Genomic DNA, 20,409 nt, shown 5'->3' with positions numbered 1-20,409 from the left:
TCATAAAACTGAATCCGGAGGCGGGTGATTTGGAAGTACTAAATAAATATCCAATGGGGTAGTTTGGAAAGACCCGCCTACAAAGACTTGATATTGAGTTATCTCCTCAGCCGTCGAGCTCATACGAACCAGCATCCAAGCGACCACATCCTCCTGGCGATCTAGCCGTCACGGCTGGGGAGAAATCATATATTCACCTAGACCCATGGAATATATGTATTAAGGTCCGAATATTGCCCTATAGATCATCACGGCGGTCTGATCCCTTCTCACAATCTGTTCCGGCCCAAAGCTTCCATCACCATAACCCCTGACTATGCCCTCCTCATAGGCTGTCTCTATGTACTGCCACGCCCAGTGATCTTCTGGCACATCGGGGAAGTATCCTTGGTATTGCATGTTTGGAGCTATTTCCAGTCCCCTGACCAGCATTGTGGCAAGATGAGCCCTGGTTGCCAAATCCTCGGGACCGAATCTTCCATCTCCGTAACCCTGTACTATCCCATTGTTGTAGGCGGTCTCTATGAAATCATAAGCCCAATGATCCGGAGGGACATCGGTGAAATGTGGCCCTCCACTAGTATCCGTGGGAAATCCCAGGGAGTTCACGAGCATCTTTGTGAACTGGGACCTGAACACTGGATCAGCCGGGCGGAAGAGCCCATCGGCATAGCCGGAGATTATTCCCTGATATACCATGAATTCTATCTCAAAATAGGACCAGAAGTCGCTGGGAACATCGGGGAATGTGGGTTCCGCAGGTGGAATGAACCCAGAGTATTCATATGCACCCATATCCACGGTGGCAACACCATCGCCATCTCCATCATAGGGGCGAGGGTTACCCTCCAAATCAACACCCGGCGCTCTAGCATTTGTTCCCGCATCAATGCAAGGGGAGCCGAACCGAAGGTGATAATCTCCAAACCCCGCATCCACAAATTGAGGATCGGCTGAGATATCTCCGTAACCGGGCGAACAACCATCGTAATCATAACCGTTGCCCCAGACATCATTAAAGCCGATGGTGGAGGGGAAGGAAGTAGCATAGCAATAAATTCCCCCCCAATCATTTCCGGTAATAATATTATTTACTATATATGGAAAAGCGTAATATGTGCACCAGATGCCACTATTGGAGTTGTCGGCGATGGTGTTATTGACGATGCCTGGAGATGAATAGCTGCAGCCGATGCCGTACCCATTGCCAACTATCTCGTTGTTTATAATCGTGGCATCGGAGTTGAATGATAGATCGATGCCGGAGGAATCGTTATCTGAGATGATGTTTCCTTCAATCAATGGTTCAGCTTCCATACAGCTGATGCCGAAACCGCGGTTTGTAGTAATCATATTGCCAGTGATGGTTGGGCTGGAATAAGAGCAATCGATGCCGCCTCTATTGTCAAAAATCACGTTGTCCGTGATCTTTGGGGAAGCCCCATCGCAACAAACACCATAATATTTGGTCTTCATAAGGAGATTATTGCTAATGGTTGGAGAAGAGCGATCACAGTGGATGCCATGCGAGGCATATTCAATTATACAGTTATCCACAATGCACTTCGCGTCCACGCTTGAATCGCCAAAAAAGATACAATCCCAATCCCCTGGTACTGGATAGGGTCGGTTTGAGGTAAATATGATGGGGTCATCCCAAGTACCATCGGCGATGAGAGTTCCTCCTCCTACTGAACCAATCCGTAGAGAAAATAGCTTTTCACCTGCCCCTCTATTGAACTTAACCTCTACCCCAGGCTCGATGGTTAGGGTGGCTCCGTTTTCCACGAATACATCATCCGTCACGATGTAAGGACTACCAGCTACGGTCCAAGTGGTATCCTTGGTGATTTCTCCACTTACCTCCGTGGCAGCGGCAGGCGAGATGGGGATTAAAGTGAGCATAAGGGTGCTGATGACAAGCAAAGCTAGATACCTTTTCCCTCCCAAAATCGATTTTCTCATTTTGATTGGAATTAGATTTCGACACGGCGCTTCATTTTCCTTCTAGCAATCCGCTCTCTAATCCTTACCTGAGTGTTTTTAGAGTTTGCCCAGGTAGATGAATCATCAATGAGCCATCTGAGCTGATTTCTGAAAAGACCAATGGTTTAGCGCCTATCCACATATTTCAAGAGCTTAGGGAGCAAATCTGGGCTTCGATTTTCCCTGGGTCGGTGCTGAAGCCGAGGGGTACCACCGGCGGTGCCGGAGATACTCACATTCTCCTTGGAGATAAGATTACAGCGCTGTCCCCCCACTCCCCAATGGGGTGGGTATAAAACCATTAACCCACCCATTTTCTCGTCTCTAAAAGCTTTGGATGCGCCCTAGCGAGGTATTTACACACTGATCTTATTTATCTCTGAGACGTGGACGTAAATGCGTGCACCTCTTGGGGAAATAATCACAAAACCACGGGATAAGAATCCTATCCCAAGGAGTAGGCGCCCCCTCCGAGATGTTGACGTAATCCCCAAGGAAGGCGATCTCAACTCTGCTGAGAGCCCATCTAAAACTGCGAAATATAATGCAAATAAGGGAGTCCCACCTGGAAATTTTCCGTTCGAGACCCGCAAATTTCCAGGGGAGGGGGCGGGGGAGGGGATTGAGCTGCGAGAACGTGGTTGCGGGTAGAGTCCCAGGTAAGAGGGGAAGGCCCCCAAAACATAGAAAGAAGGAAGAGAGGAGGTGAAGAGATGGCCAGGGGATGTATTATCAAGCGTGGTAAGAATTACTACATCGTCTATCGCGTGGCTGGAAAGCCATAGGCCCCAGGAAGAAGGATGCCGAACGTGTCCTCATCCAGGTCTTAGGTGAAGTAAGTAGGGGAACCTATCAAGACTTAAATGAGATAACCTTCAAGGCGTTTGCGGAGAAGTGGCTGAGGGATTATGCGGAACACAGGGTGCGAGAATCAACCTACAGACGCTACTCCGATATCATTAGGCTCCACCTAAATCCTCACTTTGGTGAATTCAACCTAACGGAGATAAATCCGCGACTGATAGAAGAGTATTTGAGTGCTAAAGGAAAGTGGACAAGGCTTAAACCGGCGTCCATTCTCAAGCATTTCCGGTTGCTCAAAAGCTTGCTCAAAAGGGCGGTTATTTGGGGGTACCTCGCTCAGAATCCGGCTGATCGCGTTGATGCTCCCCCAGCAGAGGAAGAGGAGATGGATTACCTTACCATAGAGGAGCTTCAGGCATTTTTAAAGGCTGTGGACAAAAAGTATTATCCGTTCTTTTTAACAGCGGCTTTAACAGGTATGAGATTAGGGGAACTTCTGGCACTGAAGTGGAGTGACATTAATTGGGGAAACGGGCCACATCCACGTTCGACGGCAGGTCTCTTTGGGACGCTTAGCGGAACCAAAATCCAGAGCCTCTAAGAGAGCCTTAGTTGCATCACCGACCCTCCTAAAGGTGCTTAAGAAGCATAAACTCTCCTGTCCGCTTTCTGAGCTCGACCTGGTATTTCCAAACGAGGAAGGTAAGTTAGCTGATCCCAGGAATGTCATAAACCGCCACTTCCTGCCCGCCTTAAGACAGGCTGGTTTGAGGAGGATCAGATTCCACGACCTCAGGCATACTTATGCTTCCATCCTTATTGCCCAAGGGGAAAACCTTAAATTCATCCAAAGCCAGCTTGGCCACTCATCGGCCAAGACGACTTTGGATAGGTACGGACATCTGATGCCTGAGGTGCAATGTGGAGCCGGAGAAAGGCTTGAAAGTGCAGTTTTTGGGACACCTGTTAGCAAAATATTAGCAAATCATAAAAAATGGAAACTCCAAAACAACCTTCCGACTCAAAATATACCACCTAACCTGCCAAAATAGAAGTGGAGATGAGCGGATTCGAACCGCCGACCTCCGCCTTGCAAGGGCGGCGCTCTCCCAACTGAGCTACATCCCCATATTTAATATTACTATTATTAGTTAGCAGTTAGAAGTTTTTAACTCCTTTATCTTTGAATACTCACTCTTTACTGTTCTCGGCTCACTGGAAAGAACTGGTGGAAATGATCCGCCTGAGGCGACCTGTACCGTGCAAAGGTAGCCCCCCGCCTGTGACCTCCTTTAGAAAAATTACCATTGGTAGAGACTATACCATTTACCCGCAACTTTTATAGCAAGAATTGGGTCTGGGTGTTTTTTACAACCTCAAAGAGAGCTATGCGCTCAATAATACCTGTGTCCGGAACTTCTTTTACGAGCTCTAAAATTTCAAGCGCCTGAGTAGGCATTGGTTCGGTAAAAGTTTCAAGAGGCATATATTGATAACAGGAGGTAAGGCGTGATCCAATAGCTACAGAGTAAAAAATTCCCAAAACACTACAGGAAATAACCGTCTTTAGCCAATTTGGTATCTGCCCCCAGAATTTGTACTCCCATATTGCTTTATCAAAATCTTCAGCTACTTTTTTATCGCAGGCGACATATTTAACTTTATTAGCTCTTAAGAACCGCTCAAATTTTTCTTGCGTAAGAAGTCTGCTATTCTCTTCTACGATTCTCTTAATTTCCTTCTTTGCCAAGTATGCTTGCCTTTTTAATCCCTGCTCTCTTGCTCTTTTTCCAACTTCTTCCCAATAAAGAAATCCTGCTTCCAAATCAAGATCAGCCCATTTTTGTTCTCCTTTTTCTACGTCAGCGGGAGATTTTCGCTTCAAAACAACTCTCACTTTTGCCCATCCTTTCTCTGAAAACTTAATCAAAAATAGAGATGATTTTCAAGAATCATGAGAGCTCACATTGTGCAAACCAAGAATAGCGCTCCAAATTCCTCTCGTCAAGCTTTCGAATTGCCTCACCTAAAATATCAATAATTTTCACATAGAAGTTCATAATATGTCCGAGGATATCCACAGGCTGGGCACTTCTCGGGGTCCCATTGCAACCCTCCTTTTTTAGAGGCTGCCTGTCGATCCTTTCGGCAACGGGACGGGACACGGTGCCAAATGTCGCGCTTTAATCGGTTCAATGTTCCTTGTGCTCTCTCTTCCATAATAGAAAATAAGCCAGAACTACTGGGATGAGCAAAAGAGCCAAAGCGATTGCCCCAACAAGCTTTTCGGTCTTAAATTCATACAATACCACCTTTCGGGCAACGACCACAAAGACAGCCTCAAGTACAGTTGGCAATACTTCCCTTTCATCTGCATAGGCTATCGTGATTCGGAACAGCTCTATTACTATGAAGATTGCTAGAACCACATCGAGCATGGAATGGATTTCAAAAGAAGTCAAATAGAAATGGGTTCCAAAGTATTCCGTCAGTTTGACCACTAAGTAGCTTAAGCCAAGAAGAATCATCAAAATCAAAAGGCATGCAACCAATAACTCCATGATTCTTACTATAGTTTTGGTCTTCTCGATAACTTTATTGTAAAATTTTTCCTGCAAAGGAACCACCCACTCCAAAGGTTAATTGCCTTATTTTTCCTCGCTCAAGCCTTAAGCCCTTCTTAAAAATAAAAAAGAGTCACACCGTATGCTTTGCCTTGGCTTGCTTTTGAATTAAAATCCATGGAATATTTTTAGCGGGATTCAATGCGGATTTTAATGGCGGTTCGCTCTTCTCCGTCTATTTCAACATCAGCGAAGGCGGGAAGAAAAATGAGATCGAGTCCACTTGGGGCAACAAAACCCCTGGCGATAGCGACGGCTTTTATTGCCTGATTGAGTGCCCCTGCCCCAATAACCTGAATCTCAGCTACTCCGTTCTTTCGCAACACTGCAGCTAAGGCCCCTGCTACAGAATTTGGATTCGATTTTGATGAGACCCTTAGTACCTCCACTTTTGACTCCTTTAGCATGACAGCTATCTGCTATTCATATATCGTTTTTACCCTTTTAAAAACCCCGTGGGAAATTCGTAGGATTTAGATGAATAATTTTTCCTCAATTTAAATTAATGTGGGCCTACCTGGATTCGAACCAGGGACCTCACCCTTATCAGGGGTGCGCTCTAACCTACTGAGCTATAGGCCCAAAACCTCAACAACCGATGGCAAGAGATTCATTTGTACTTCTTTGGCGATTTTTATTGTACATGGTGAAAAGGAAGATATCAATACCGTGTGCTGATGCGAACCGAGTTTCCAAGATAGGGTTTTAAAAAACCATTTTTTCTGCTATGCTTTGATTTATAACGAGGCGATTTGGGTATATAAAATTTTGGAGTGGTCATTATGTTGGAGATGCAGGTGCATAGAGTGAATTTAGATGTTATAACGAACCAGCCGGTAATAATCCTAAAAGATATAGAGGCGAAGAAATTCCTCCCCATCTGGATTGGCCAGTTCGAAGCCACTTCCATACTCATGGAAATTCAAGGAATAAAACCCTCCCGCCCCCTCACTCACGACCTTTTAAAGTCGGTAATTGAAAGTTTGGATGCCAAGGTAATTCGCATCGTCATTAACGATCTTAAAGAAGGAACATTCTATGCGCGCATACATTTAATCAGGGATTCTTGCTGTTTTGAAATTGATGCCCGACCTAGCGATGCCATCGCTTTAGCGGTACGAGTGAAAGTACCCATTTTCGCCGCCGAAAAGGTGATACAAAAAGCCTCCATAGTCAGTGAGGCCGGGGAAGAAGAGGAGATCCAAAGATTTAGAGAATTCTTGGATCACGTCAGTCCCGAGGATTTTAAAGAATAGCCGCCCCAAGCATTCCTGCAGATCTATCCCCTTCACTTTCAAGGAAATTTTGAATTCGAATTTGAGGAAGGGATATGAAAGTTCTTAAGCTCCACCCCTGGAATGTGAGTCCCAAGGAAGCCATGCAGATTCAAAATCATCTGCGAAGCAGGATCGTAACGGAAAATGTCCCCGAAATATCAAACGTTAAAAGGATCGCCGGAGCAGATGTTTCCTATTCTAAACGGGAAAATATGATTTACGCAGCGGTTATCATCTTCTCCTTTCCGGAGCTTCAAATATTGGAAGAGAAAGAAGCAATCCTCCCCGCAACTTTCCCCTACGTCCCTGGTCTTTTAATCTTCCGAGAAGGTCCAGCACTAATAAAGGCTTTCGAACAAATAGAACGGGAGCCCGATTTGGTGATGTTCGATGGACAGGGGATTGCCCATCCCAGAGGAATAGGAATTGCCACGCATATGGGCATGCTTCTGGATAAACCCTCCATCGGCGTGGCCAAAACAGTTTTGGTGGGAGAGTATGATGAGCCAGGGCGGGAGAGGGGGTCTGTCTTCCCTCTGATAAAGAATGGGAGAGAAATAGGGGCCGTGGTTCGAACGAGAGAGGACGTGGAACCAGTCTTCGTTTCCATAGGATTCAAAATAGACCTACCCACAGCCGTGGATTTCGTGCTCAAGTGTTGTCAAGGATATCGGCTTCCGGAGCCCGCTCGCAAAGCCCACCATTTCTCAAACCAGCTCAGGGGTAAAACTGAAGAATTCCATCAACCCACCCTATTTTAGGCTTCTCCCAAGAGCGAACCAGCTCGAAATCAGAGAAATAATGGATAAAGCAACTAACACTATCAGCCACCAGCGAATATGACGCGAGGTTAATTTGAGGTTATAGCCATGTCCTGGGTTCAGACCCCAAATGGCGGTGTTGCCTTCGATCCTTTGTGCATTTGAGGAAGTAATTTTCCCCGGAACCTTAACCGCCAGAAATATCGGGGCTTTTTGCTGCACCGGGAAGGGAGTTAAATCGACCTCTACATTGCACTCATAAAAGGTTACAAAGGCCCAGTCCTTCCTAATGAAATCTTGGAGGAAGAGTTCGCTACGAATTCTTTTCTGCAAATTCGGCTGGATAGATTGATCGGCAGTTAAATTTATGGAGAGATTCCCCTTTAAATCGAATTCGGCATTTCCCTTGACCGTTGAGCATCCACGAGGCGCCAGCAAGATTAAAAGTGCCAGGGTAATTAGGGAGATCCAGAAAATGATGGTCCGTCTATCAGCACTCATTACACTACTTGAAATGGTTTTAACCCTTCAAAACTCCAAGCGGTTTTAACTTTACCACTTTCTTGGACAGACCGGCTCCGTGGCAAATTTCCACCACTTTGCTCACATCCTTGTAGGCTTGAGGGGCCTCTTCCGCGAGAAGGGGAATGTGCCCAGCCACTATCACAATTCCCCTTTCCTCCAGTTCTCGTTTGAGCTCATCCCCTCGAATCTGCCTCTTTGCCTTGCTCCTGCTCATAACACGCCCAGCCCCATGGCACGTGGATCCGAAGGCTTCCTTCATCGCCCTTGTAGTGCCCACCAGTACGTAGGAGCAAGTCCCCATATCCCCGGGGATGATCACGGGTTGTCCAATATCTCGGTAAACCTTGGGTATGTCCGGATGGCCCGGCCCAAAGGCTCTGGTGGCTCCCTTTCTGTGCACGCAGAGCTTCATCCTTCTGCCATTGACTTCGTGCTCCTCAAACTTGGCGATGTTGTGAGAGACATCGTAAACCACACCCATCCCCAAGACTTCAGCGCTTTTCCTGAAGATGTATTCGAAGGATTGTCTGACCCAGTGGGCCAGGCAATGTCTGTTCGCCAGTGCATAATTGACGGCACAGGCCATGGCAGCATAGTAGTCCTTCCCCTCCTGGGATGTGATGGGAGCGCAACCGAGCTGTCTGTCGGGTAAATCGATTCCAAATTCTCTAACTGCCCTATCCATGACCTTGATGTAGTCGGTGCAAATTTGATGTCCCACTCCCCGGGAACCGGAATGGATCATCACCGTAAGTTGACCCTTATGCAAGCCGAGGGCATCGGCTAACCTCTCGTCGTAGACCTCGACGACCTCCTGAGCCTCTAAGAAGTGATTTCCCGCCCCCAGAGTACCAGGTTGATCGAAGCCTCTTTGAAAGGCTCGACTGCTAACCTTGCTCGGATCAGCCCCCTGAAGGCATCCTCCCTCTTCAGTGAACTCTGCATCCTCCTCCCAACCATAGCCCTTCCTTATGGCCCACCTAACACCCTTGGTCATGAGCTCTTCCATCTCCCTCCGGCTAACCTTAATCTTGCCTCTGCTTCCCACGCCCTTGGGGATATTCCTGGAAAGTTCGTGCATCAAGGGTCCCATCATAGGCAAAACATCCTTGGCGATCAGGTTGGTTCTTAAGAGCCTGACACCACAGCTGATATCATAACCTACGCCGCCTGGGGAGATCACGCCCCTTTCAACGTCCATGGCCGCCACTCCTCCGATGGGAAATCCATAGCCCCAATGAATGTCGGGCATGGCATAGGAGGCCCTTACGATGCCCGGAAGGAAAGCCACGTTTATGACTTGCTCTAAAGCCCTGTCTCTCTCCGCCATTTGGATCAGTTCATCGTCGGCATAAATGATGCCGGGAACTCGCATTCCCTTGCGGTAGGTCTGTGATATCTTGTAACAATACGGGTTAAGCTTTTCCCACACTCCAGCCATTAATTGCCCTCCCAACTTTGTCAATAGCTGATTGTCATCCAATCAGACGTCGAAGATTACCTGTACCATCCAGGTTTCGTTCCTCTCCACTTTCAACATATGATAAGTGCAGGCCTTAATTTGAATTTCGATATCATGGCGGTCCAGGTCTATTCGCTCGCCCTGAAGCGTGGCCTTGAGAAAATATCGCTCATCCCAATCGGTTATCTCGAATCGACTGAAGAGGACCCGTTCGGCATCGAAAAGATAGAGGAGTTCATTCAACCACTCCACGAGAAGGGTCTCCCTGTCCTCCGCAGTTATATCCACCTCAAAGGTTTCCTTCGGTTGCACCTTATCGAGGTCGGTCATGATGGAAAACATACCCATTGCTGCATTCTCGAAGGCTTCTTTGAGGGTTGTGCCATAGGCTTTAAGACCGATGTCTGCCGTGTGATCTAGAACTTCAAAGTGCTTCACTATTTCCCCCTCTTCTTCTCCTTGCTTACCACTACCTTTGCTAGAGCGCTTACCTTATCCTCGCCTCCCAAGTTCATGATCTTTACTCCCTGTGTGTTCCTTCCCCGTCTTGGAATTCCCCTCGTGGGAACCCTAATCACGTTACCCTCACTTGATACCAGCATCAGTTCATGATCCTCTTTGACCACCTTGACTCCAGCCAGCTTCCCCCGCGTGGAAACGGTTTTTAAGGTCTTTGTCCCCTTCCCTCCTCTGCCTTGTCGGGGATATTTAAAGATAGGGGTTCTCTTTCCGAAGCCTGCCTCTGTGACCACGAATAAATCTGCATCCTTGATCGCGATATCCATGCCCAAAACCTCATCACCGGGCTTAAGTCTTATTCCCCTCACCCCGCTTGACGCACGTCCCATGGGCCTTACATCTTTCTCGCTGAACCTTATGGCCTGCCCGTGCCTGGTCACCAAGATGGCGTCTTCCTCCCCCTTTGTGAGCTTTACGCTGCTGAGTTCATCTTCGCCCCTTAAAATAATAGCAATAATTCCATCCCTTCGGGTAGTATCGTACTCCTTCAAGCGAGTTTTTTTCACAAGTCCCCTCTTGGTGGCCATGATCACATATCTATTCTCATCGAATTCCCTGGTGGCAATGACGGCGGCTATCATTTCATCGGTGCGGAAGGGAAGGATGTTCACGATCGCCTGTCCTTTTGAGGTACGCGAGCCTAGGGGAAGCTCATGAACTTTGAGCCGATAGACCTTCCCTTTATTTGAAAAGAATAGGACATAGTGATGGGTTGAGGAGATGAAGAGGTGTTCAACGAAGTCGCCCTCCTTTAAATTCATCCCCAAGACTCCCTTTCCGCCACGGTGTTGTTTTCTATAGGTGGCCACGGGGAGGCGCTTCACGTATCCGGAATGGGTGATGGTTACGGCCATCTCCTCCTCCGCGATGAGATCTTCGATGCTCAACTGAGGAGCAACGCTGCTGATTTGGGTCCGCCGCTCATCGCTATGGCTCTTCCTTATCTCTTGGAGCTCTTTTTTTATGAGTTCGAGCACCCCCCTCTCGTCGGCCAGAATGCCCTTCAAATGTTCTATCTTGGCCAGAAGTTCTTTGTGCTCGGTTTCGATCTTCTCCCGTTCCAAAGCGACCAATCGCTGAAGCCTCATATCCAAGATGGCCTGGGATTGCTCCGGACTTAACTTGAACTTTTGGATTAATCTCTTCTTGGCTTGTTCAGCGGTTTTGGATCGGCGAATGATCCTTATTACCTCATCCAAATTTTTGAGGGCTACGAGCAAGCCTTCGAGGATATGGGCTCTGGTTTCCGCCTTGTCCAATTCGAACCTAGTGCGTCGGATCACAACCTCCCTTTGATGCTCGATATAGTGCCTGATGATTTCCACCAGGTTTAAAGTCCTTGGAACCCCATTTACCAAGGCGAGCATGATTACCCCAAAGGTGACCTCGAGTTGGGTATGTTTATGCAGTCTATTCAAGACGACCTGGGGAATGGCTTCGCGTTTGAGCTCCAGAACTAAGCGCATACCACTTCTATCCGATTCGTCCCTGAGATCGATTACCTCCTGTAGTTTTCTCTCCCTGACCAACTCGGCGATCTTCTCCGCGAGCCGAGCTTTATTGACCTGGAAGGGGATTTCGGTGATGACTATGCGCGTCCTTTCCCCTTTAACCTGTTCCACGTGCGCCTTTCCCCTCACCCTTATGCTCCCGCGTCCGGTCTCATAGGCGTCCCTTATCCCCTTTCTGCCCATGATCACTCCCCCCGTGGGGAAGTCCGGTCCCTTTATCGCCCTCATTAGCTCACCGGTGGTTACCCCCGGTTTATCGATGGTCATGATTATCCCATCTATGACCTCTCTTAAGTTGTGGGGGGGAATGTTTGTGGCCATGCCAACGGCGATGCCCGAAGATCCATTCACCAACAAATTTGGAAATCGAGAGGGCAAAACGGCGGGTTCTGTTAGGGTGTCATCGAAGTTGGGGGTGAAGTCCACGGTGTTCTTATCAATATCTCGGAGGAGCTCCATGGCCAGGGAGGATAGTCTGGCCTCTGTGTAGCGCATGGCAGCTGGGCTATCCCCATCGACCGATCCAAAGTTGCCATGCCCGTCAATGAGTTCGTATCGACAGGAAAAATCCTGAGCCATTCGAACCAGGCTATCGTAAACGGCCATATCTCCATGGGGATGGTATTTACCCAAGACCTCCCCGACGATGCGAGCGCATTTTTTATGAGGCCTACCAGGGGTCATTCCCATATCGTACATGGCATATAGGATACGGCGATGCACCGGTTTGAGCCCATCGCGGACATCAGGTAGAGCTCTACCCACGATTACGCTCATGGCATAATCTATGTACGAGCTCTTCATCTCCTCTTCAATTTCCTTGGGAATGACCTTCTTGGCCAAAAATGGGTTTCGGTTTTCCGGCATGCGAAAATCATCTCCTAAAAATGAAATCCAAAATGAAAAGTGCAAAATGACAATCCAAAAATAAAAAATGTTTGAAATCTTCTGACCAGCCTATTCTCAAGAATTTGAGAACAACTCAGTCGACTAACTTAAGTGACTATATATCCCAATAAAGAATGAATTTGAAAACTAAAAATTTGCCAAAATTTGGAGGTTTTAAAATATTTGGTTTATATATCCAAAAACTTTACATCTTTGGCGTATTTCTGGATGAATTCCCTTCTGGGTTCGACCTTATCGCCCATGAGGGTGGTGAAAATCTCATCCGCAAGAATGGCGTCCTCGAGGGTTACCTTAAGAAGGGTACGGGTCTTGGGATTCATGGTTGTCTCCCAGAGCTGCTGTGGGTTCATCTCTCCCAATCCCTTATATCGCTGAACGCTGGCTCCCCTCCCCACTTTCTTAAGCAATTTATTTAGCTCAACTTCGCTATGGGTGTAATAATCCGTATCGTTATAGCAGACCTTGTAAAGAGGAGGTTGGGCAATATAAACGTAGCCCGCTTCAATGAGCGGAAGCATGTAGCGGTAGAAAAAGGTCAAAATCAACGTCCTGATGTGGGCACCATCAACGTCAGCATCGGCTAGGATTATGGCCTTGTGATACCTGGCATTGTTGATATCGAAATCCTCTCCAATTCCCGTTCCCAGAGCGGTGATTATGGCCTGAATCTCGTCATTATTCAGGATTTTGTTCAAGCGAGCTTTTTCCACGTTGAGGATTTTCCCTTTCAGAGGAAGGATCGCCTGGAAGCTCTTATCCCTAGCCTGTTTTGCCGAACCTCCCGCGGAATCCCCTTCCACGAGGAATATTTCGGTTAGGGCGGGGTCTCTCAAGGAACAGTCGGCCAGCTTCCCGGGAAGCGAAGTGGTCTCCAAAAAACTCTTACGGCGGGTGAGTTCCCTCGCCTTTCTTGCCGCCTCCCTGGCCCGAGCAGCAGCGATGGCTTTGCTCACGATGGCTTTGGCTTCCTTCGGGTTCTCCCCTAAAAACTCCCCCAGCTTTGTGGCCACGGTATTTTCCACAAAACTTCTGATCTCCGTATTCCCCAACTTGGTTTTAGTTTGTCCCTCAAACTGTGGTTCCAAGAGCTTGACGCTGACGATCGCCGTGAGCCCCTCGCGGATATCTTCCCCGGATAGATTCTCCTCCTTCTCTTTAAGAAAGCCCTTCGCTCTGGCATAATCATTTATCGTCCTAGTCAGGGCATTTTTAAAACCGATGAGATGTGTCCCGCCCTCATGGGTGTTGATATTATTGGCGAAGGTGAAGATGCTTTCGGTATATCCCATATTGTATTGCATGGCCACCTCGACGTGAGCGCCATCTCCCTCGGACTCAAAGTAAATTACCTTTTTGTGGAGAGGATCTTTATTGGCGTTGAGGTGTTTCACGAAGTCGATTACCCCTCCGTGATAAATGTATAGGGCTCGCTCTGGAGGCTCCATGCGCTCATCGATGAGCTCGATTTTAAGTCCCTTGGTCAGGAAGGCCGTTTCCTTCATCCTCTGGGCTATTGTGTCGAATTTAAAATCGGTTTCTTCAAAAATCTCATCGTCCGGAAGGAAGGTTATGGTCGTCCCGGTGCTTCTACACTTACCACAGGCCTTGAGGTCAGTTACCGGTTTTCCGCGCTCATATCTTTGCTGGAAGATTTTGCCGCGTCTTCTGACTTCAACGAGTAGCCACTTTGAGAGGGCATTGACCACGGAAAGCCCGATACCATGAAGCCCTCCGGAGACCCTATAGCCTTTGCCTCCAAATTTTCCTCCAGCATGGAGGTAGGTGAGGACTATCTCCACGGCGGGTCGATTATATTTTGGGAGATTCTCTACGGGGATACCCCTCCCGTCATCGGTGACCTCCACCGAATTGTCGGGGTGAATGGTCGCCTTAATGTTTCGGCAGAAACCCGCCAGGGCTTCGTCTATGCTGTTGTCGACGACCTCGTAGACCAGGTGGTGAAGCCCCCGCGGTCCCGTACTCCCGATATACATACTTGGGCGCTTGCGCACCGCTTCCAGACCCTCGAGTACGGTGATATCCTTGGCGGTATAAGTGAATTTTCTTGACGGGTTTTCTTCTTTCACCGATATCTCCTTTCCGCCTTTGAACTTTAAAATGGCCCGTTGGGCACAAGCTGTCCTTATTATATCAGGTTTGGGCTGGTCTTTGCCATTTTTCGTTTTTGAACTTTTTATCCAAAATTAAGATTTTTGTGAGCTCCTCTCTTAGCCCTTCGTCGGATACGGCTTTAACGGCTGCCTCAATCTCCTTAATATCGCTTTCGGAGAGCTCTATCTCCCCAGGGGTTCCGCCCCGTCCCAGGGGCGGGTCTGAAGGACGTAGGGGGTCCGTAAAACCTCCCGCCTCATCCACCCCCTTGGGTTGGAATCTAATGTCCTTAACTATCTCCTTTCCCAGGTAATTATTGAGGGCTCTGAGTAGCTCCGGCTTGATGAAGCTCAGCTCATGAGCCCACATGGGGGATGTTGTGGAAACGAATAAAATTCCATTTTTGATGAGGTAGGGTCGGGCATTATGGGAAATCTCCTCTCCAACAACCTTGCTCCAAATGGTTAAGCTTAAGGTTTGCTCTACCTTCTTCTTTATTTTTAAGTTGTCCATGGTTTCGTTTAAAATTTCCCGGATGGATTTAAACATCGTGACTTACCTGTCCCCCCTCTATTCTGAAGAGGTTGGCATCTTTGAGATGCTGTGGTGCGAAATAAACCGGGTTTGTGCTGGTTATTATGGTTTGTGCATCCTCTTCGATCATCTCCATAAGAAATGTTCGCCTCTTCTCGTCGAGCTCGGATAAGGCGTCGTCGAGGAGAAGGACCGGAAAATCCTTGGTCTCCTCCTTAATGAGCTCCCATTGACCGAGCCTTAGGGCCAGGGAGGATGTTCTCTGCTCCCCTTGAGATCCAAAGGTTCTCATATCAACCCCGTTTACCTGGATTAAGAGGTCATCTCGGTGGGGTCCAACTAGGGTCATCCCTCTCTCGATTTCCAAATCTCTCTTCCCCTCAAGCTCCAATTCGAAGCGGCTTTCTATCTTCCCCGGAGTCGGATCATCCTCGATCAATTCGCAAAGATAGGTTAGGTGTAGATTGTCCCCTCCCTTTCCCCCGGTCATCCTCCTGTATGCTTCGTCGCTATATTTGCATAGCCTTCTTATTATCCTCTCTCTTTGAATTATGATCCGTGTCCCGGTCTCAATTAAATGTTTATCCCACATATCGAGAGCAGAAGGCTCTCGCTGTTGCACGGCAATTTGTTTGAGAAGCGCATTTCTTTGCCTTAAGCACCTCAAATACCGCTGCCTCCAAAAGTAGTATTGTGAATGGACTTGGCTGATGACATCGTCAATGAAGCCTCTCCGCCCCTCCGGACCCTCCTTGACGATTTTTAAGTCTTCGGGGCAGAAGAGAACGGCATTTATGTATCCGATCAAATCGCCTACTCTCCTCTTGAGCGCCCCATTTATCTTTATCCTGCTTAAACCATCCTCTCCGATCATCAATTCCACGCAGGTTTCCTTTCCCCCTCTTATCGCCTTTCCCCTGATACAGGAAAAGGTCGCCTCCCAGCTGATTAGCTCCCTACTTAAGTGGGTTCTGTGCGATTTACCCAAAGATAAAAGATGAATGGCCTCTAAAATATTCGTCTTCCCTTGGGCATTGTCCCCCAGGATGATATTGAGAGAGGGTGAAAAATTCAAACCAAGCTTTGTGTAATTCCTGTAATTCAAGAGATCTATCGATTTTAAATGCATCCCATTCACTTCTCTAGTCAAGACAAATAAAAAAGGAGCCAACTCCTTCGACTTCTACTACATCTCCCTGTTTGAGTTTGTAGCCCCTTCTCAGCTCCACATAACCATTGACTTTAACCCGTCCGCTTTTGACCAAGATCTTGGCCTCTCCGCCCGTAGAGGCCACATTAGAGAATTTTAAAAATTGATGAAGCTTCGTGCCCTTCTTTAAGAATACCTTTTCCCTTTCCACTGAATTTAACTTAATCGAACGGGCATGATTAAATACAGGAAATTCTCGGGTCCGGAGGGCTTCAAAAGAGCGGGTTTTATGGGACTTGTCATCTCAAAGGCTATCTTTTCCTCACCAACACTCACCAGACCATCGAGAAGAAATTGGGGATTGAAGGCGATTTCCATTCCGCCACCACTGTTCCTGCCTGTCGGCAGACATGGTTTAACCTCGATCTCCTCCATGGCTTCCCCAACATCGTACGTTATGGCCGAAATCTTCATTTGCTCATCATCTATTTTTAACTTGACCGGATTGTTCTGCGCTAGAAGAGAAACTCGTCTCAAAGCATTGATAAACTGGTCTCTTTCTATTTCCAGCCGTAGCTCGTAACCCTCTGGTAGGAGTTGCTGGTAGTTGGGAAACTGTCCCTCTATTAAGCGGGAAATTAAAGTTATCTTCCGGTCCGTAGCGGCTTCAGTGGATAAATTTAAATTGAATATTATTTGATTTTCTGTGGCTTCGATGCCTACTTCACTTACTTCATCCTGATGGGAGGAGATTATCTTGGTTAGCTCCTCGAGAGTTCTCGCCGGAATGATCACATCTAGTTTCTTTTTATTTTCTGCATCATCAGATCCGTATGGAAATCCCGTTTCAGCAACTCTTACCGCCAATCTATAACCATCGGTGGCCACCATTTTGAGTTTGTTTCCTTCAATATTTACCAAGACTCCAGTGAGCACCGGCCTGGTCTCATCGCGTGATACGCTCTTAATAACCTGCCTTATTACATTCAACAATATGCCCGGTTCGGTGGTGAAACCATCCTTTGGTATGATTTCGGGAAATCTTGGAAAATCCTCGGGTGATAAAACTCTGATTAGAAATTTGGATTTTCCACAAATTATATTTAGTTGGTTAGAAGAGTCTAAATACATCTCGATTGTAGCCTCGGGTAGATTTCTTATAATATCATTGAGTAGTCTGGCGGGAATGACAATCGAGCCTGGGGATTGCACAGTAACATCGACTTCGCACTTTATGGAAATTTCAAGATCTGTTGAGCACAAAAGAAGCTTATTCTCCTGCTTCTCGGATCCATAGGAAGTTCGGAGAAATATACCACTCAAAATAGGTAATGTACTTCTGGCCGAGACTGCTCTTGAAGCTGTTTGTACAGCTTCAAGAAAATTGCTCTTTGCAGTTCTGATCCTCAATTTTGAATTCCCCCCCATAATACAGATTTTCTATTATTACTTAGTATATCTCAAAATATCTTATTAATTATAATCCCTGTGGATATGTTGAATTATGCTTTTTATAAGAGGTCTCCATGGGATGTAGCTTGTTGATAAAACTCTGAAAACATTCTTAAGAGATTTGAAGAAGAAAATGATTTCCCCATCTTTCACCACTGGTGGATGTTAAGTCTTCTGTTTAATCCTATTTGTTAGCTCTTGTATCTGGTTATACACCTCTCTTTGTTCGTTGATGAGTTTTTCAATTTTCAAAATTGCATGTAATACCGTAGTGTGATCTCTCCCACCAAATTTCTCCCCGATTTTTGATAGGGACAAATCAGTCAATTCCCGAGCTAAATACATCGCGATTTGTCTAGGATAGACAATCGATTGCGACCTTTTATTACTTATCAATTCAGTCCTTGAGATATTATAGTATTTACATACCTCCTCTTGAATGGTTCGAATGGTTATTGGCCTGCTTTCACCACTGGGAAAAATATCCTTCAATACTTCTTGGGCAAGACTCAAGCTTATCTCGCTCTTGGTTAGAGATGAGTAAGCGATGATTCTAATCAATGCCCCCTCCAACTCCCTGATATTGGATTGTATCTTTGAAGCTATGTACTCCAAAACATCGTCGCGAATCTCCAAACTTTGTATCTCTGCCTTTTTGCGGAGGATGGCTATCCTTGTCTCCAAGTCTGGTGGCTGAATGTCTGTTATAAGACCCCATTCGAACCGGGATCTTAACCTGTCCTCAAGTGTAGCTATGTCTTTAGGGGGGCGATCACTGGAGATTACAATCTGCTTCCCTGCCTCGTATAGAGTGTTAAAGGTGTGGAAGAACTCTTCCTGGGTGGCCTCTTTGTTCTCTAAAAATTGAATATCGTCGACCAAAAGGACATCGTTATCCCTGTACCTTTTTTGGAATCCCACTATTTTACCCTTGTCCCTGATCGAATTGATGAAGTCATTGGTGAACTTCTCGGATGAGACATATTTCACTTTCAAATCCGGATAGTGGCGCATGACATAATGGCCGATGGCCTGAAGAAGATGGGTTTTCCCAAGCCCAACTCCACCATAGATAAAAAGTGGGTTATAAGCCTGGGATGGTTTTTCGGCGACGGCTAGAGCGGCAGCATGGGCAAATCTATTGCTTGCCCCAATAACGAAGGAATCGAAGGTATACTTGGGATTAAGAAAGTTATGGGATTGTTCCTGCCTGTCGGCAGACATGGCGGGCAGGTGCTTGAGTCTTGGAACATCTTTGGTCCCGATGTGTTCCTGTCTTTCGCCCTGAATGGCGAACTTGACGTTCATTCTCTCTCCCACCACCTGGGATAATGCGTCGGAGAGCAGTGTAGTATAGCGGGACTCTAGCCATTCCTTGGCAAAGGCATTAGGAGCTGAGACGATTAAGGTATCCTCGAATATGGTGAGAGGGGTGGTATTTTCAAACCATGTTTTAAAGGTTGGAACATTGAGCCTTTGTTTCAAGATATTTAACGTCTCTCTCCAGACGGCCTCGATTTTTTCATGCACGTTAAACCCCCCAGAAATGTATCTTTAAGAGTTTAAGATGAGATCAAGATATTTTATCCCATCCGAGGTCAAACTCCTCTTTCCTTGATCATCGGCTTTTATCAGTTTTAATTCTTCTAAATATTTTAAGTCACGGTAAGCCGTGCTTAAGCTGACCTCTAATTCCGAAGCGACTCTGGAAGGCCCCACCACCCCGATCTCTGTAACCAAGAACAATACCTTCTTCTGTCGCTTGTTGACGGTAAATTGGGGGATATCGGCTTCCTGAACCGCTGCTTCCTGTTTGGGGCTTTCTCGTCGGTGGGGGACGCGTAGGGTGACCACAGTTCCCTTTTCAAGATTATCTTCCAAGGTAATAATGCCCCCGAGGTGGGCTAAAGCCTCCTTCGCTATGGGGAGACCGGACCCAACTCCCTTGATTAGGTCCTTCATTTCCCGATTAGCCGTGGAAAAACCGGGTTCAAAAGCCTTTTCTTTATCTCTTATGCCCGGTCCCTGATCGGAAATGCGAATGGTGTTTCCGTTATCCAAGATGCTTATCACGGCCTCCCTGAAATAGGCGTGGACGAGATTCTCTATGACCTCTTTTATGACTGTGAAGGGGATATCTCCCCCTTTTTCCTGCGAAAACCGATATGTTTTTGTGGCGAGCAAATTTATGAATTCCTCATGGTCTTGAGAGGAAAGATCGATAACTCTTGGAGTGGAAGTGAGGGAGTCATAGATGGCGACCCTGACGAAGGGAACCTCTCTCCGGTCCTCTCTCTTTTCATCACGTTTTTCTTCTTCCAAAAGTTTCTGAAGAAAATTCTTCATAGCCCCTGAGAATCCATGAAAAAGTCTGCCATCCACAAAAATTTATCAACAAGCTGTGAAACAAGCTGCTGACACGTTGAACCAATATCCTTTGGCAAAATTTGTCTTACAAGCTAGAGATTTGAAAGGGCGCAACCTGCAAAAAGGGAACTTTATCCACAGAACTTTCCACAGTTGTGGAAAAGATGGGGAAAGTGGCGGCTTTCTCCCTTAAAGAGAAAATCTGGACAGCTCCAAAGAATGGCCCTGATGGATGGGTTTTATGAAAAACCGGGGACTTTTGCTGCGATCAAGAGAGGTATTTAGCTGTCCAGACCTGAAGAGCGGAAGGCATTTTGATTATAGCAAAGCGGGATAAATTCATCAATAAGAAAATTCCATTGGTAGTGTCAAGATAATTGTGTAAATTCCTTCAAGGGTTTCTTCTCCCACTTAGA

General features: G+C 46.8%; 20 protein-coding genes and 2 tRNA genes. 4 read left to right on the top strand and 18 right to left on the bottom strand.

The window, feature by feature from the left end; genetic code table 11:
- Positions 1–219 precede the first annotated feature (219 nt).
- Together QMD66_03470 and QMD66_03465 are read right to left on the bottom strand one after the other, a co-directional pair.
- The gene (locus QMD66_03470) at positions 220–1,950 is read right to left on the bottom strand and encodes an S-layer homology domain-containing protein (protein ID MDI6821921.1); all 1,731 of its coding nucleotides are present in this window, start codon (positions 1,948–1,950) and stop codon (positions 220–222) included.
- A 161-nt stretch (positions 1,951–2,111) separates the two neighbouring features.
- Complete coding sequence (locus QMD66_03465; GenBank protein MDI6821920.1) at positions 2,112–2,288, bottom strand: hypothetical protein; 177 nt, start codon at positions 2,286–2,288, stop codon at positions 2,112–2,114.
- Between the two features lie 566 nt (positions 2,289–2,854).
- Here QMD66_03465 and QMD66_03460 point away from each other — a divergent pair.
- Together QMD66_03460 and QMD66_03455 are read left to right on the top strand one after the other, a co-directional pair.
- Positions 2,855–3,391, top strand: a complete 537-nt coding sequence (locus QMD66_03460; protein MDI6821919.1) for a site-specific integrase — start codon at positions 2,855–2,857, stop codon at positions 3,389–3,391.
- Positions 3,354–3,842, top strand: coding sequence for a site-specific integrase (locus tag QMD66_03455; protein ID MDI6821918.1), 489 nt, complete (start codon positions 3,354–3,356; stop codon positions 3,840–3,842). Before QMD66_03460 ends, QMD66_03455 begins: the two co-directional genes overlap by 38 nt.
- Before the next feature lie 3 nt (positions 3,843–3,845).
- Here QMD66_03455 and QMD66_03450 read toward each other — a convergent pair.
- From QMD66_03450 to QMD66_03430, 5 genes are all read right to left on the bottom strand, one after another.
- Positions 3,846–3,918, bottom strand: a tRNA-Ala gene (locus tag QMD66_03450).
- Positions 3,919–4,129: 211 nt separating this feature from the next.
- Positions 4,130–4,687, bottom strand: coding sequence for a hypothetical protein (locus QMD66_03445; protein ID MDI6821917.1), 558 nt, complete (start codon positions 4,685–4,687; stop codon positions 4,130–4,132).
- 295 nt (positions 4,688–4,982) lie between these two features.
- The gene (locus QMD66_03440; GenBank protein MDI6821916.1) at positions 4,983–5,408 is read right to left on the bottom strand and encodes a phosphate-starvation-inducible PsiE family protein; all 426 of its coding nucleotides are present in this window, start codon (positions 5,406–5,408) and stop codon (positions 4,983–4,985) included.
- A 134-nt stretch (positions 5,409–5,542) separates the two neighbouring features.
- Positions 5,543–5,803, bottom strand: a complete 261-nt coding sequence (locus QMD66_03435) for a stage V sporulation protein S (protein ID MDI6821915.1) — start codon at positions 5,801–5,803, stop codon at positions 5,543–5,545.
- 119 nt (positions 5,804–5,922) lie between these two features.
- Positions 5,923–5,996: transfer RNA gene (locus QMD66_03430), tRNA-Ile, on the bottom strand.
- Between the two features lie 209 nt (positions 5,997–6,205).
- Here QMD66_03430 and QMD66_03425 point away from each other — a divergent pair.
- On the top strand, positions 6,206–6,670 hold the full coding sequence (locus QMD66_03425; GenBank protein ID MDI6821914.1) for a bifunctional nuclease family protein: 465 nt from the start codon (positions 6,206–6,208) through the stop codon (positions 6,668–6,670).
- Positions 6,671–6,744: 74 nt separating this feature from the next.
- Positions 6,745–7,452, top strand: coding sequence for a deoxyribonuclease V (gene nfi, locus QMD66_03420; GenBank protein MDI6821913.1), 708 nt, complete (start codon positions 6,745–6,747; stop codon positions 7,450–7,452).
- Here the strand turns inward: nfi and QMD66_03415 are convergent.
- The 11 genes from QMD66_03415 to QMD66_03365 all read right to left on the bottom strand — a co-directional run bounded on the left by QMD66_03415 (position 7,444) and on the right by QMD66_03365 (position 19,972).
- A complete protein-coding gene (locus QMD66_03415) occupies positions 7,444–7,953 on the bottom strand; it encodes a hypothetical protein (protein ID MDI6821912.1) in 510 nt (169 codons plus the stop codon). The genes nfi and QMD66_03415 overlap by 9 nt on opposite strands.
- A 19-nt stretch (positions 7,954–7,972) precedes the next feature.
- Positions 7,973–9,418 carry an RtcB family protein gene (locus QMD66_03410; GenBank protein MDI6821911.1) on the bottom strand — a complete coding sequence of 482 codons (1,446 nt, stop codon included), beginning with the start codon at positions 9,416–9,418 and terminating at the stop codon, positions 7,973–7,975.
- Positions 9,419–9,460: 42 nt separating this feature from the next.
- Positions 9,461–9,877: an archease gene (locus QMD66_03405; protein MDI6821910.1), complete on the bottom strand. Its 417-nt coding sequence runs from the start codon at positions 9,875–9,877 to the stop codon at positions 9,461–9,463.
- Positions 9,877–12,336, bottom strand: a complete 2,460-nt coding sequence (gene gyrA, locus QMD66_03400; GenBank protein ID MDI6821909.1) for a DNA gyrase subunit A — start codon at positions 12,334–12,336, stop codon at positions 9,877–9,879. Before gyrA ends, QMD66_03405 begins: the two co-directional genes overlap by 1 nt.
- A 209-nt stretch (positions 12,337–12,545) precedes the next feature.
- Positions 12,546–14,465 carry a DNA topoisomerase (ATP-hydrolyzing) subunit B gene (gene gyrB / locus QMD66_03395; protein MDI6821908.1) on the bottom strand — a complete coding sequence of 640 codons (1,920 nt, stop codon included), beginning with the start codon at positions 14,463–14,465 and terminating at the stop codon, positions 12,546–12,548.
- Between the two features lie 64 nt (positions 14,466–14,529).
- Positions 14,530–15,039 carry a DUF721 domain-containing protein gene (locus tag QMD66_03390; GenBank protein ID MDI6821907.1) on the bottom strand — a complete coding sequence of 170 codons (510 nt, stop codon included), beginning with the start codon at positions 15,037–15,039 and terminating at the stop codon, positions 14,530–14,532.
- Positions 15,032–16,153: a DNA replication/repair protein RecF gene (recF, locus tag QMD66_03385; protein ID MDI6821906.1), complete on the bottom strand. Its 1,122-nt coding sequence runs from the start codon at positions 16,151–16,153 to the stop codon at positions 15,032–15,034. Before recF ends, QMD66_03390 begins: the two co-directional genes overlap by 8 nt.
- A 13-nt stretch (positions 16,154–16,166) precedes the next feature.
- Positions 16,167–16,385: an RNA-binding S4 domain-containing protein gene (locus QMD66_03380; GenBank protein ID MDI6821905.1), complete on the bottom strand. Its 219-nt coding sequence runs from the start codon at positions 16,383–16,385 to the stop codon at positions 16,167–16,169.
- Positions 16,386–16,390: 5 nt separating this feature from the next.
- A complete protein-coding gene (gene dnaN, locus QMD66_03375) occupies positions 16,391–17,584 on the bottom strand; it encodes a DNA polymerase III subunit beta (GenBank protein ID MDI6821904.1) in 1,194 nt (397 codons plus the stop codon).
- A 207-nt stretch (positions 17,585–17,791) separates the two neighbouring features.
- The gene (dnaA, locus tag QMD66_03370; protein MDI6821903.1) at positions 17,792–19,156 is read right to left on the bottom strand and encodes a chromosomal replication initiator protein DnaA; all 1,365 of its coding nucleotides are present in this window, start codon (positions 19,154–19,156) and stop codon (positions 17,792–17,794) included.
- 24 nt (positions 19,157–19,180) lie between these two features.
- Positions 19,181–19,972, bottom strand: a complete 792-nt coding sequence (locus QMD66_03365) for an ATP-binding protein (protein MDI6821902.1) — start codon at positions 19,970–19,972, stop codon at positions 19,181–19,183.
- Between the last annotated feature and the right edge of the window lie 437 nt (positions 19,973–20,409).

This window comes from Actinomycetota bacterium (assembly GCA_030018275.1).
Lineage (GTDB): Bacteria > Actinomycetota > Aquicultoria > Subteraquimicrobiales > Subteraquimicrobiaceae > Subteraquimicrobium.
The sequence above is the reverse complement of the archived record's forward strand: the minus strand, read 5'-3'. Positions and strand labels throughout refer to the sequence as shown.

Bases quoted from the DNA above. Each gene is read 5' to 3' on its own strand.
- QMD66_03465 (MDI6821920.1), bottom strand. From the start codon at position 2,288: ATGGTTTTATACCCACCCCATTGGGGAGTGGGGGGACAGCGCTGTAAT.
- QMD66_03425 (MDI6821914.1), top strand. From the start codon at position 6,206: ATGCAGGTGCATAGAGTGAATTTAGATGTTATAACGAACCAGCCGGTA.
- nfi (MDI6821913.1), top strand. From the start codon at position 6,745: ATGAAAGTTCTTAAGCTCCACCCCTGGAATGTGAGTCCCAAGGAAGCC.
- QMD66_03415 (MDI6821912.1), bottom strand. From the start codon at position 7,953: ATGAGTGCTGATAGACGGACCATCATTTTCTGGATCTCCCTAATTACC.
- QMD66_03410 (MDI6821911.1), bottom strand. From the start codon at position 9,418: ATGGCTGGAGTGTGGGAAAAGCTTAACCCGTATTGTTACAAGATATCA.
- gyrA (MDI6821909.1), bottom strand. From the start codon at position 12,336: ATGCCGGAAAACCGAAACCCATTTTTGGCCAAGAAGGTCATTCCCAAG.
- QMD66_03390 (MDI6821907.1), bottom strand. From the start codon at position 15,039: ATGTTTAAATCCATCCGGGAAATTTTAAACGAAACCATGGACAACTTA.
- recF (MDI6821906.1), bottom strand. From the start codon at position 16,153: ATGCATTTAAAATCGATAGATCTCTTGAATTACAGGAATTACACAAAG.
- QMD66_03365 (MDI6821902.1), bottom strand. From the start codon at position 19,972: ATGAAGAATTTTCTTCAGAAACTTTTGGAAGAAGAAAAACGTGATGAA.